Raw genomic sequence first — 12,755 nt, 5'->3', positions numbered from 1 at the left:
GGTTTTGTTTTTAAGAAAACCAAATTTACCTGATTTCTAAACACCTACAAGAAAAAAAATAAGAATTATTTTGTTATTGCATTGGCAACAATAAATCCACTGGTCCAGGCGTTTTGAAAGTTGAATCCACCGGTTATCGCGTCAATATTTAGAATCTCGCCGGCAAAAAACAGGTTTTCATGCAATTTGCTTTCCATGGTTTTGAAGTTGATTTCTTTTAAGTCGATGCCGCCCGCGGTGACAAATTCTTCTTTAAAAGTACTTTTGCCATTCACTTGAAATTGTCCGTTGGTGAGTTGGCTAGCCAAATTAATTAATTGTTTTTTTGATAAGTCTGCCCATTTGGTTTCAACGGAAATTCCGGCAGCCAACACCAAACTTTCCCACAAACGGTTGGGAAAATCAAACGGTGATTTTTTGGCCACCGTCTTCTTGGCATGTTCTTGTTTCAACTCTTTGAGCGTCTCGAGGGCTTCATCATGAGTAGTCTCATTGAGCCAGTTCACTTCGAGTGTGAATTGATAATTTTTGGCAAAAAGTTCTCGCGCGCCCCAGGCCGAAAGCCTTAAAATTCCGGGGCCGCTCATGCCCCAGTGGGTAATCAGTAAGGGCCCGGAAGCTTCGAGTTTTGTTCCTTTAACCGTTACTTTGGCGAAAGCCGAAACACCCATCAAATCTTTGATGCGAGCATCTTTAATGTTAAACGTAAACAGGGACGGAACCGGAGGAACAATTGTATGTCCTATGACGTGTAGCATTTCCCAGATTTTCGGATTACTGCCGGTGGTCATGATCAGTTTTTGGCAGGAGAAAGTTTCGTGATTCGTCTCTACTTTCCAGTAGCCGTCACCTTTAAAGATAGATTGCACGCTGTGGCCGGTCAGTACTTCAATTTTTAGCTTTTTCACCGCGGATAAAAAACAGTCGATAATGGTTTGCGAACTGTCAGAAGTGGGAAACATTCTGCCGTCTTCTTCAATTTTGAGTTCAACGCCATGCCGCTCAAACCACTCGATGGTATCGCCCGAGCAGAACTGATGAAACGGACCGCGCAATTCTTTTTCGCCCCGCGGATAAAATTTCACCAAATCATTCGGCACAAAGCAGGCATGTGTTACATTGCAGCGTCCACCGCCGGAAATGCGTACTTTTTCCAAAACGGTTTTTCCGCGCTCTAAAATGGCGATGTTCAACTTCGGATTTTTTTCTGCTATGTTGATAGCTGTGAAAAAACCGGCCGCCCCGCCGCCTACAATAAGAATGTCGAAATTTTTGTTCATAGTCTATCCGGAAAATCACTAATAATGCCGTCAACACCCAGCGATTGAACAAAGATAATATCTTCGGGCTCATTCACCGTCCAAGGGAAAATTTTAAAATGATTCTTTTTAATTAGAGCGACTTTTTCAGAATCAATCAAATGAAAATGGGGATGGATGGCGTAGGCTTTGATGAATTTGCCAAAGGCTATGGCCAAATCCAAATCCGTTTCGGTCAAAACCCCGATTCGCAGCGTATTATCGTGAAAACGCACTTCCTGTAAAGCGTTCCAATCAAAGCTCGAAATGAGGAGTTTTTCTGTTTCAAACCGTTTCGAATCTATTAATTTCAGGACCGCTTCCGTAGTTTCAAACGATTTGATTTCGAGGTTGATTTCGCATTGATTTTTGACCAACTGAAAAACAGCTTCCAATGAAGGAATGCCTAATTTTTCCAATTCGGATACGCTAAAATCAGAAACCAAACCCGAGGCTGAGGTGGTTCGATCTACCGTTTTGTCGTGAATGACCACGGGAACACCTTCTTTGCTCAGGTACACGTCCAATTCAACCATGTCAACGCCAAGCGTCAGCGCTTTTTGAAAGGAAGCCAAGGTGTTTTCGGCGGCATGTCCTTTGGCACCGCGATGTCCGATTTTGAGCATATTGATTTTTAAAGGGATCAAAGATACGCATTACCCCGACACGCTCCGATTTTTAAGAACCGGTAAATCTGTAACCCAGTGAGTCGGCATATCAATATTTTTTACGTTCAGCGCTTTTGTGTGCGGCTTTTTGTATTTTTATAAAAATAATTGGCTTAAATTTTTTTGGCAGTAAGCGGAAGCCTAATTTTGTAGCATGAAAAAACCGTCCCCGTCCATAGTGGTCAAAATCCTAAAGGTTACCGGAATTATCCTTGGTACGGTATTGTTAGCGCTGTTTTTGATTCCCATACTTTTTCCTGGGAGAATTGCCGAAGAAGTAAAAGCGTTCGCCAATAAAAAACTCAATGGGGAGCTCAATTTCAAAGAGGCGAATTTGTCTTTTTTCAATCATTTTCCGTCGCTAACCCTTACGTTGACCGATTTTTCACTCAAAGGATCGGCACCGTATAAAGATGAAACGCTGGTTTCTGCCAATGAAATTTCTTTTGGGATTGATGTGGGTTCGCTGTTGTTTGACAAAAAAATTAACATCGATAAGATTTATGTGACCGATGCATTCATCAATGTAAAAGTCAATGAAAAAGGGGAAGCCAATTACAATGTGTATATTTCAGATGCCAAAGCGACCGAAAAAGACACCACCGGAAACACCGCTTTGCGACTCGAAAAAATAGCTATTCTGAATGCTCATTTGGTGTATGACGATCAATCAACCAAGATGCTTATTGATGCCAAAGGGTTTGAATATATTGGTAAAGGCGATTTGGATAAGGCCATATTTGATTTGTATACCGAAGCCAAAATTGCGTCTTTCGACTTTACCTATAACGGAGAGCAATACCTCAAAAACAAGAAAGTCAATGCCGATTTGATTACCAAGATTAATACCAATTCCCTGGCGTTCATTTTTGAACAAAACAACCTCAAAATCAACCGGCTGCCGGTAGAGTTCAAAGGAAAATTCGACTTCCTGAGCAACGGCTACGATATGGATTTCAACATCAAATCGGAAAACAGCAAGCTCAACGATTTCTTTACTGCTTTGCCGCCGCATTATGTGACTTGGCTCGATAAATCCAACGTAAAAGGGAGCACCGATTTGTTGCTGACTCTAAAAGGCAAATACATCGCGTCTCAGAATCAAAAACCCGATTTGGCTTTCAATATGAAAATCCGTGACGGCTATATCAATTACAATAAAGCCCCGTTTCCGGCCTCGAACATTTTTTTGAATTTTGATACCAAGCTCCCTTCGCTGGAGCCTGAAAAGTTGCAGGTCAATATCGATTCGGTTTTCTTCAATGTTGGGAAAGATTACGTCAAAGCCATCATTAAAACCGAAGGCTTGTCCACGCCAACGCTTGATGCTCGAATCAATACCAAAATCGATTTGGCCAAAATGGATCAGGCTTTGGGCTTGCAAAATATGGATTTGCGCGGGATGCTTGCGATGGATGTCAAATCCAATGGCGTTTATGATAAATCCCACGGTAAAATACCGGTGACTAAGGGCAAAATTTCGTTGCGTAACGGTTTTGTGAAAACCAATTATTATCCTAATCCGATACAAAATATCAATGTCTTGGCCACGATTTTAGATACCGATGGTTCGATGCAAGATTTAAAAATTAACCTGACCCCGGTTTCTTTTGTGTTTGAGGGCAAACCCATCTTTTTGAATGCCAAATTGCAAAATTTTGAAAACATCCAATACGACATCAGAGCCAAAGGCGAATTGGATTTGGGTCGCATTTACAAGGTGTTTTCCCAAAAAGGGTTAGACGTTGACGGCTATGTCAATGCCGATGTGTCCTTCAAAGGATCGCAGGCAGATGCCCTGAACGGGCGGTACAGCAAACTTCAGAACAAAGGCGTGCTGAAACTGAGAAACATCAAAACCACTTCGGAGTATTTGCCGAAACCGTTTGTCATTAAAGACGGGACTTTTGCATTCCATCAGGACAAAATGAACTTTAAGGATTTCAATGCCGCTTACGGCCAGTCTGATTTCAAAATGAACGGTTATTTGCAGCATGTAATCGATTTTGTTTTGACACCAAAAGCCATTCTAAAAGGAAAGTTCAACCTCCATTCCAATTACATCAATGTTGATGAATTTATGGCAATGACTCCGGCGAAAGCCTCAACCGATTCCATTCAACCGGCTGCATCGGGCGTGGTGGTGATTCCGGAAAATTTTGATTTACAACTTTCGGCCACAGCAGATAAAGTTAATTTTCAGGAATTGAAAATGGAAAAGCTCAAAGGCCAAATGAATCTCAATAAAGGCCGATTGGAACTCAGGAATTCGGGTTTTAATATGATTGGTTGCAACGTCAATATGGATGTGGTTTACGGAAGCCAATCAACCGAAAAAGCCTTTTTTGACTTTAAAGTATTGGCAAAGGATTTTGATGTGAAACGAGCTTACAAGGAAGTCAAATTGTTCCGCGAAATGGCCAGCGCTGCCCAGAGTGCCGAAGGGATTATTTCCCTCGATTACAAAGTCGCCGGTATCTTGGATCACAACATGGCGCCCATCTACCCTTCGTTAACCGGTGGCGGTACGTTATCGGTAAGAAAAGTGAAAATGAAAGGATTTAAAATGTTTGGAGTGGTGAGTCAGAAGACGGGCAAAGAGGCGATGAAAAATCCGGATGTAACGGAAGTCAATATTAAAACCACCATTAAAAATAACATCATCAATATTGATCGTTTTAAGTTCAAAGTGGCCGGTTTCCGTCCTCGAATAGAAGGACAAACCAGTTTTGATGGCAATTTGAATATTAAAATGCGATTGGGATTGCCGCCCTTTGGACTATTCGGAATTCCGATTAAAGTTACCGGAACTCAGGAGAATCCAAAAGTAAAACTGGGCAAACAAACCGAAGATTTAAAAGAAACAGAATATGAAGGTGAAGTGCCGACTCCGTTGTCGACTGAGCCCAAAAAATAAATGACAAATATGAATAATGCCGTTACCGGATTTTCCAAATTATCCAAAGAAGAAAAAATACAGTGGATTGCCAATGCATATTTCTCCAATCCTTCCGAAGCTGTTGCTACGTTGAAGCAGTATTGGAATACCGATGTAAAATTGCAGCAATTACACGATGAATTTATAGAAAACACCATTACCAATTTCTACCTGCCCATGGGTATTGCTCCCAACTTTATGATTAACGGGAAGTATTACTCGGTTCCTATGGTTATTGAAGAAAGTTCGGTGGTGGCGGCAGCTGCCAAGTCGGCTAAGTTTTGGAGTACCCGAGGAGGTTTTAAAGCCACCGTTTTGAATACCGAAAAAATAGGACAGGTTCACTTTATTTTTAAGGGCGCAACTGCCAAACTACAATCGTTTTTTGATAAGGTCAAAAATGATTTGATTGCTTCCACAGATAGCATTACCAAAAATATGCAAAAACGTGGCGGCGGTATTTTGGCTATGGAGCTCAGGGATAAAACGACCGAAATGGAGCATTATTATCAATTGCATGTTACGTTTGACACCAAAGACAGTATGGGCGCCAATTTTATCAATTCCTGTTTGGAGCAATTGGCCAAAACCTTGAAAGAAACGGCACTGCATTACGAAGCATTTTCCGAAACGGAAAAAGACATTAGTGTGGTGATGAGTATCTTGTCTAACTATGTGCCCAATTGTATCGTGCGGGCTGAGGTTTCTTGCAGCGTAGAAGAGTTGGCCGAGAAGAAAATAGAAAATCCTCAGTTGTTTGCTGAGAAATTCGTGCAAGCCGTTCGCATTGCCGAAATCGAACCGTACCGAGCCGTTACCCACAACAAAGGCATTATGAACGGGATAGATGCGGTGGTCTTGGCCACCGGAAACGATTTCCGGGCGGTAGAAGCAGGCATACACGCTCATGCTGCCCGAGACGGCCAATACCGAAGTTTATCGCATGCCAAAATAGAAAACGGAATCTTCACCTTTTGGATGGAAATCCCGCTGGCTTTGGGAACTGTGGGAGGATTGACCTCATTGCATCCTTTGGTAAAGCTGGCTTTGGAAGTACTGGGCAAGCCTTCTGCTCAGGAATTGATGCAAATCGTAGCAGTAACCGGATTGGCGCAAAATTTTGCGGCACTGCGTTCGTTGACCACTACGGGGATTCAGGAAGGACACATGAAAATGCACCTGAACAATATTTTAAATCAATACCAAGCCACGGCTGACGAGCGAAAAGCCATTGCCAAACATTTTGAAAATCATACGGTTTCTCACGCTTCGGTAGTAGAATTGATTGAGAACCTTAGAAAGTAGTTACAATTGTTCAGGAAGCATGAAGAAAACATTTTACAGCAACGGTAAATTACTCATCACAGGCGAATACGTGGTGCTTGACGGGGCGAAAGCCTTTGCGTTGCCTACCAAGTACGGTCAAAACCTGAAGGTAGAAGAAGCCGAAGGAAACCTGATTCACTGGACCAGTTTTGACAGCGATGGCAGTATTTGGTTCAAGGAAACTATTCCGTTTTCTTCGGTGGTTCGGAAAGAGCGTTTTGACGCCGTTCACGACATTAAAAACACCCTGATTGAAATACTGCATGAGGCATATTTAATCGATTCTGATTTTATTACGGAAGGGAAAGGGTACAATATAACAACAGAACTGACATTTCCCAAGAAATGGGGTTTGGGAACATCGTCTACCCTAATTAATAATATTGCACAATGGTTAAAGCTGGATGCATTTGAGTTGCTGAGAAAAAGTTTTGGCGGTAGTGGTTATGACATTGCCTGTGCCCAAAACAATTCAGGGATCATTTACCAGCTGATTGATGACAAACCTGTGGTAAAATTGGTCGATTTTCATCCCGATTTTACGGATAAAATCTTTTTCGTTTATCTGAATAAAAAGCAAAACAGCCGGAAAGCGATTACGTCATATTTTGGCAAGAACCATCATATTTACAAATCAATTCCGGTAATTGATGCTTTAACTCAAACCGTGGTTACGGCCACAGAGCCCAAAACATTTGCTCTGGCATTGCAACGTCACGAAATTGAGTTGAGCAATATCTTAGAATTGGCCACGGTAAAAGAAACGTTGTTTGAAGATTTTGACGGTGTGGTTAAAAGCTTAGGCGCTTGGGGCGGCGATTTTGTACTGAGTATTTCTAAGGATGACCCCACGGAATATTTCAGGGCAAAAGGCTATGAAACGGTGATTCCTTACAAAGATATGATTGCTGAAATTTAGAACCCACTTGAATTTTTGCACAATATTTGAAGCGAATATCATTAAATTAAAAAAGGCTGTTTCAATATTGAAACAGCCTTTTTATATAGGTTTTATAACTGACTAGTAGAAGTTCGCTCTATTATCTTCAATGTCTGCATCGTTTTTCAATGCCGGCATTACTCTGCCTGAATAGTTTACAACTTGTTGTTGCAGTTTCGCACTGTACTCGTCGTGTTTTTTCAAGGCCGGAGCTTTAGTAACAGTTTTAGTAACGATTACATATACTCCCGAATTACCATCTATTGGTTTAGAAACTTGTCCTGTTTTTGAAGCAAAGGCTGTTCCGACTACTTTTGGTTCGTAACCTGCACCTGGCATAGCTGGGTTTTCAAGAGTCAAATCAACCGCGTTTTGAACACTTACTTTGTTAGCAGCCGCAATAGCCGCAAGCGAAGCCCCATTCATTTTAGCTCTGATTTTTTCTGCTTTCTTTTTGTTTTTCAAAACCAATTCTACCTGAGTTCTGGCTTCATCAACCGACATCAATCCTTTTTCAGTAATCGATTTTAATTTGGCAATAACATGACCAACATTTACCACTTCAAAACGTTTTACATCGCCTATGCTGGTATTGCTGTCAAAAGCCCATTTTACGATTTGTCTTTGATTGGTAATAGTACCGAAGCTTTCATCGATGGCTTTTACTCTTACAGAAGGATTTACGGTTAGTTTCATTTGTTTGGCTAAAGTAGCAAAATCTTTATCCGCTGCTTCCATTTCAAATTTGGTTGCCTGAGTATAAATTTTATCATTGGTAGCTTCAGACGGTTCAATTTTTTGAGCAATCGTTGCCAATCTAACAGCGTCTTGTTTGTCGGTAATATTGATAATGTGGTATCCGAATTCGGTTTCAACCAAACCAATTTTTCCGATAGGATTATTGAATACGAAATCATTGAACGGTTTTACCATCTGACCCGGAGCAAAAAATCCTAAATCACCACCATTTTGAGCAGATGAGTCGTCAGAGTTTGACATTGCCAATATAGGGAACATAGCAGGATTTGCCTGAGCTTGTGCTAACAAGCCTTCTGCTTTTGCTTTGGCTTGCTCTTTGGTTCTTTTTTCTTTTTTGTTCGGAACTTGTGTCCCTTCCCAGCTGATTAAGATGTGACTGGCTTTTGCTTTAGCACCCGCTTTTCTTCCTAATGCTTTTGAAATACAATAGTAATTGTTATACATATAAGGTCCGTAAACATCACCAACAGGTAAAGCAAATAACGCGTCAGCGTGTTCTGCCGGTAAATCTTGTTTGGTTACGTAAGTTGAGTCGAAAGGAATATCGGAATTTGCATTGACAAATTCAGCATTGTCTGTTACACTTTTGAATCCGGGAATGGTGTCATTTTTACCGGTTTCTTTGTTGTAACGAACGCTTGGCAATAATAATCCGTCAACATTTTTCTTGATTTCTGCTTCGTCAGCAGCTGATGGTTTGTCTTGAATCAAAACATAATCCAATTCGCGGCTTTCTTCTGATTTGAATCTTTTTTCTTTGGTTTTCATGTAAGCCAAGATTTCATCATCAGATATTTTTACGTCGCTGTCTTTAACAGTAGAGTAAGGAACAGAAACAAAGTCAAACGTTACTTTGTTCATTTCTGCTTCGTATTTTAGTTTACCTTCGGTTTCGGTAGTAAACATGGCTCCTTTTACCAAAGAATTGTAGATTTGGTATTTGGCGTTCAATTCGGCGTCTTTCTCTCTTTCTTTCAACATTTGAAGACCTTCCGGATTGGTTTTGAAGTAGTCTTTGAATTTGTTCAAATCAAATTTTCCGGCCGCATTCAAAAACATTTTATTTTGACCAATATTAGGATCTGATTTTAAAACTTCGATGATGTGTTTTTCGCCAACGCGTATACCCAGTTTTTCGAATTCAGCCGAAAGCAAAGCAATATTTACTTCTTGGTTCCAAACTTGGTTTGAAGCCTGCATCGGAGTCATACTTTGACCGTTTTGCGCATTTTTTTCAACGTTTGCCACTTTTACTCTAAACTCATCAAAAGAAATATCTTTTCCGTTTACGCTTCCTACGTCGGTTGATAAACTTTTGAAACCTTTGGTAAATAAATCCTGCACCACAAATGATAATAGTGCAAAACCGATAACCAATAAAAGGATACCTGAGCGTTGTCTAATTTTTGATAAAACTGCCATTTCTATTTTTGTTAATTTTTAATTCAGTTTGCGAAAATACAATTATCTGTGAAATAATAATACTCACCCAGTTATAATTTCAAATAAATTTTTGATTTTTTTAAAGAAATTAATCGATTATAGTAATTTTAACCAATTCAATCTTTTTGTTCGAAGCTTCTTCTATGTTAAATAGGAAGTTACCAATGGTAATTTGATCTCCTTTTTGCGGAATTTCTTTTGAAAAGTCGACAATATAACCACCCAATGTAGTGTAGGAGTCACTTTCAGGTATGCCGAGATTGTAGGTTTCGTTAAGGTACTCCACATCGAGTCGGGTAGAGAATAAATAGTTTTTGTGGTCTATTTGTTCTTCGGATAAAGCTTCGTCCGAATCGTGTTCGTCTTCAATTTCGCCAAAGAGCTCTTCTACAATATCTTCCATGGTTACGATGCCCGAGGTTCCGCCGTATTCGTCTAAAACCACCGCCACACTTTTTCGTTTTTTGGTCAGCAAACTCATGACATCTTTGATGAAAATAGTTTCGGGTACAAATTCTACCGGGATCATGACCGATTTGATGCTTCTGGGTTTTTTAAACAATTCAAACGAATGGACATACCCCACAATGTCGTCCAATGAATTGAAATAGACTAGTATTTTCGAGTAGCCGGTTTCGATGAAAAGAGTTCTCAAATCAACTATTGAACTGTGTAAATCCACCGCTACCAATTCGGTTCTTGGCGTCATGATGTCGCGCGCTTTAACGCCTGAAAACTCGAGAGCATTCTGAAAAATTTGTATTTCCGAATCAACACTTTCGTGGTCTTCTACAGCATTCATTTGTTCGGTAATAAAATTACCCAGTTCTGTTTTGCTGAATGAAAGGTTGATTTGATCGCCTTCGGTTTTGAAAAATTTCTTCAGGATAAAATCTGAAATCCAAAGCATAAATGAAGAAATATAATAGAACAACCAGTAAAAAAAGTAGGCGGGAAGAGCAAATACTTTGATGGCCGTATTGGCATAAATCTGAAAAAAAACTTTGGGCAAAAATTCAGAAGTCATTAAAACGATTAAAGTCGAAAGCGTGGTTTGAAGCAACAAATTGGTCAAATCCGAAAATTGGTACCCAAAGGTAGCAAACCAATGCATGAGCAAATCCCCCATAAAAAAACCATAAACGACCATAGAAACGTTATTGCCTACCAGCATGGTAGCAATAAATTTGGACGGTTTTTGCGTGAGTTTGGCTAGGATTTTAGAGATAAAATCGTCTTGTTTTTTCTCAATTTCCAAATAGATTTTATTGGAAGAGACAAAGGCAATTTCCATCCCGGAGAAGAAAGCGGAAAGTATCAAACAAAGAATGATGATTCCGATTTCCATAGATTATGGCTTTTTGTTTTGTTCTTGAAATTTTTTTCCGAAATTCCTTCTGAAGAAAAACATAAAAACCCCCACAGCAGCAAATCCGATACTGATGTAAGCTTTGTTGGTTTCGCCTTCCTGATACCTTTGATAGGCGTCAAAAGCAAATAATATTCCGGCGATTAGATAAGCGTATTGGGTGAATTTTAAGTATTTCATGGTTATTCTGATTGGACTTGTCCTGATATTTTTTGTGAGTTTACTTTTTTGAAATCTTTGCTGAAATCAATGCCTTCACCATAGGAAACACCTTTGGTTGAAGTAAATTTAAATCTTTTTTCGGTAAAAAACCATTCGTTTTTTTGATCGTAGTACAGTTGTTCGGTTTCTAATAAATCTCCGCTTTGGCTTGATATTCTTACGTGTCCCTGCAAATCGATTAAATTAGTGGCTTTGTGCGACACGGCATAATCGGCAACAACTAAGGTTTGTTTTCCGTTTTTGTCAAACAACGTTAAATGTATGCCTTTGGGGAATTCGGTAAACGGAAATTCAACCGTGGCGTAATCCAGCATTTTGGGGCTTACCAAGTTAGCGGTTATTCTGCCGGAATCGGTGTATTTTAAATTGATTGAATCCGCATCACCGCTGGGTGTGAACTCAGATATTCCCATTTTTTGCACATCTCTGAAATTACTTTCGCAGGCAATTACCATGAAACAAAAAGGTACGGCCAAAAGCAACGGAATGCTATTTTTGGAGAAAAAAGTCATTATTTTTTGGGGAAAGTGATAGTTTCATTAATCCAACAACCTATGGTTATGGATTTTCCGTTCATTTTTTTATCGCTGATATCCTTATCGGTCAATTTTTTTGAAGCGAATCTTTCAATCATTCTGTCGGCTGTTGGTTTTAATCTGGGTTCAGCCGTAACAGCTTTTTTTAGTGTTTCTTCTGCCAAATAGTAAACCGCTTTTTTCTCAAAATCAGTTTTTCCGCATTCTTCGGCACTGTTTGAATATTGCTCAGCTAAAAACAAATAAGCTTTTCCCATTTTAGGGTCTAAAGTGTAGGCTTTGACTAATAAAGCTTTTGATTTTTCTTTTTCTTTACTGAGTAATCCGGTAGCCAACGAATAATCTAATTTGGCTTTTTCTAACGGATCGGTTTCTAACGCCTCTGCTTCAGTAAAGTACTGTATGGCTTCCGGGAGTCTGTGTTGTTTTATGCAGGTTACCGCCATAAAATAAGCCGATTTGGAGGTGGGTTTTAATTTGTAGTTAGCTTCGGCTATAGCATTGTATATGGGTTCTCCGCCACATTTTATAGTCAAATTACTCAAGGCAGTGGTCAGCCATTCTGCGTTTTCTTTATTGGCTTCAAAGTTTTTTTCGTAATAGGTTGATAAGTTGTCGCAGGTAGCCAACTCTTTTACCAAAGATCGAACGCCTCTGGCTGCTGTTTTATATTCCGTTTCTTTTTCAGGTTTGTCAGTTTCCAGTTCTGTAAGCAATGCACTAATCACCATGTATTTGTCTAAGACCATATCCGATGTAACTTTTGTTTTCTCGGCTTGGTATTTTTCAAAATACAGATTAAAATAAGTATAAATGGCTCTGGCGTCACTTAGATTTTTTGGGTTTTTTGCAAAACTGCTGTCTAATAAGCTATAAATCTCCTGATTGGTTCCTACATTGCTATCCATCAAAGCCAAGGCTTTTTTAACTTCGAAATCAGCACTGGATGATGGGAAGTTTCTATTGTATTGGTCGTAGAGTTTCAACAGTTCACGAACCAATTTTTCTTTGTCTTCCGGAGAGGCCGCGTTGTCTATTCTGAATTGCTGAATTTCAATTCCGTCTGTATAAACAGACTCACTTTGTTTGGGGCAATTTTTGCTTACTTCGGTCCAAGCGGTGAATGATTCGGTCACCTTTTTGGCTTGAAATAATTCTTGATATTCTTTTATTTTTGAAGAACAGTCAAACTTTTGAGCGTTGATGTTTGCGAAAAATAAAACACCTATTATAGAAAAAATTGCTTTCATAGTACT

General features: G+C 39.7%; 10 protein-coding genes. 3 read left to right on the top strand and 7 right to left on the bottom strand.

The window, feature by feature from the left end; genetic code table 11:
• Positions 1-65: 65 nt before the first annotated feature.
• Positions 66-1,280, bottom strand: coding sequence for a BaiN/RdsA family NAD(P)/FAD-dependent oxidoreductase (locus tag EZL74_RS02770; RefSeq protein WP_131475066.1), 1,215 nt, complete (start codon positions 1,278-1,280; stop codon positions 66-68).
• Complete coding sequence (locus EZL74_RS02765; protein WP_131475065.1) at positions 1,277-1,924, bottom strand: glycerophosphodiester phosphodiesterase; 648 nt, start codon at positions 1,922-1,924, stop codon at positions 1,277-1,279. Before EZL74_RS02765 ends, EZL74_RS02770 begins: the two co-directional genes overlap by 4 nt.
• Before the next feature lie 196 nt (positions 1,925-2,120).
• Here EZL74_RS02765 and EZL74_RS02760 point away from each other — a divergent pair, with 196 nt between their 5' ends.
• From EZL74_RS02760 to EZL74_RS02750, 3 genes are read left to right on the top strand one after another with little or no spacing between them, the layout of a single operon-like run.
• Positions 2,121-4,883: an AsmA family protein gene (locus EZL74_RS02760; RefSeq protein ID WP_131475064.1), complete on the top strand. Its 2,763-nt coding sequence runs from the start codon at positions 2,121-2,123 to the stop codon at positions 4,881-4,883.
• A gap of 9 nt (positions 4,884-4,892) precedes the next feature.
• Complete coding sequence (locus tag EZL74_RS02755; RefSeq protein ID WP_131475231.1) at positions 4,893-6,209, top strand: hydroxymethylglutaryl-CoA reductase, degradative; 1,317 nt, start codon at positions 4,893-4,895, stop codon at positions 6,207-6,209.
• A 19-nt stretch (positions 6,210-6,228) separates the two neighbouring features.
• Entirely contained in the window at positions 6,229-7,149 is a 921-nt protein-coding gene (locus tag EZL74_RS02750) for a GYDIA family GHMP kinase (protein WP_131475063.1), read from the top strand.
• Between the two features lie 102 nt (positions 7,150-7,251).
• Here the strand turns inward: EZL74_RS02750 and EZL74_RS02745 are convergent, their stop codons facing one another.
• The 5 genes from EZL74_RS02745 to EZL74_RS02725 all read right to left on the bottom strand — a co-directional run bounded on the left by EZL74_RS02745 (position 7,252) and on the right by EZL74_RS02725 (position 12,749).
• Entirely contained in the window at positions 7,252-9,351 is a 2,100-nt protein-coding gene (locus EZL74_RS02745; RefSeq protein WP_131475062.1) for a peptidylprolyl isomerase, read from the bottom strand.
• A gap of 109 nt (positions 9,352-9,460) precedes the next feature.
• On the bottom strand, positions 9,461-10,720 hold the full coding sequence (locus EZL74_RS02740) for a hemolysin family protein (RefSeq protein ID WP_131475061.1): 1,260 nt from the start codon (positions 10,718-10,720) through the stop codon (positions 9,461-9,463).
• 3 nt (positions 10,721-10,723) lie between these two features.
• Positions 10,724-10,921, bottom strand: coding sequence for a hypothetical protein (locus EZL74_RS02735; RefSeq protein ID WP_131475060.1), 198 nt, complete (start codon positions 10,919-10,921; stop codon positions 10,724-10,726).
• Between the two features lie 2 nt (positions 10,922-10,923).
• Complete coding sequence (lptC, locus tag EZL74_RS02730; RefSeq protein WP_131475059.1) at positions 10,924-11,475, bottom strand: LPS export ABC transporter periplasmic protein LptC; 552 nt, start codon at positions 11,473-11,475, stop codon at positions 10,924-10,926.
• Positions 11,475-12,749: a tetratricopeptide repeat protein gene (locus EZL74_RS02725; protein WP_131475058.1), complete on the bottom strand. Its 1,275-nt coding sequence runs from the start codon at positions 12,747-12,749 to the stop codon at positions 11,475-11,477. Before EZL74_RS02725 ends, lptC begins: the two co-directional genes overlap by 1 nt.
• Between the last annotated feature and the right edge of the window lie 6 nt (positions 12,750-12,755).

It is taken from the genome of Flavobacterium silvisoli, from assembly GCF_004329815.1.
GTDB classification, from domain to species: Bacteria; Bacteroidota; Bacteroidia; order Flavobacteriales; family Flavobacteriaceae; genus Flavobacterium; species Flavobacterium silvisoli.
Note: the sequence above shows the minus strand (reverse complement) of the source record. Positions and strands in the feature narration are given on the sequence as shown.

Bases quoted from the DNA above. Each gene is read 5' to 3' on its own strand.
- EZL74_RS02745 (WP_131475062.1), bottom strand. From the start codon at position 9,351: ATGGCAGTTTTATCAAAAATTAGACAACGCTCAGGTATCCTTTTATTG.
- EZL74_RS02765 (WP_131475065.1), bottom strand. From the start codon at position 1,924: ATGCTCAAAATCGGACATCGCGGTGCCAAAGGACATGCCGCCGAAAAC.
- EZL74_RS02740 (WP_131475061.1), bottom strand. From the start codon at position 10,720: ATGGAAATCGGAATCATCATTCTTTGTTTGATACTTTCCGCTTTCTTC.
- EZL74_RS02735 (WP_131475060.1), bottom strand. From the start codon at position 10,921: ATGAAATACTTAAAATTCACCCAATACGCTTATCTAATCGCCGGAATA.
- EZL74_RS02725 (WP_131475058.1), bottom strand. From the start codon at position 12,749: ATGAAAGCAATTTTTTCTATAATAGGTGTTTTATTTTTCGCAAACATC.
- lptC (WP_131475059.1), bottom strand. From the start codon at position 11,475: ATGACTTTTTTCTCCAAAAATAGCATTCCGTTGCTTTTGGCCGTACCT.
- EZL74_RS02770 (WP_131475066.1), bottom strand. From the start codon at position 1,280: ATGAACAAAAATTTCGACATTCTTATTGTAGGCGGCGGGGCGGCCGGT.
- EZL74_RS02760 (WP_131475064.1), top strand. From the start codon at position 2,121: ATGAAAAAACCGTCCCCGTCCATAGTGGTCAAAATCCTAAAGGTTACC.
- EZL74_RS02750 (WP_131475063.1), top strand. From the start codon at position 6,229: ATGAAGAAAACATTTTACAGCAACGGTAAATTACTCATCACAGGCGAA.
- EZL74_RS02755 (WP_131475231.1), top strand. From the start codon at position 4,893: ATGAATAATGCCGTTACCGGATTTTCCAAATTATCCAAAGAAGAAAAA.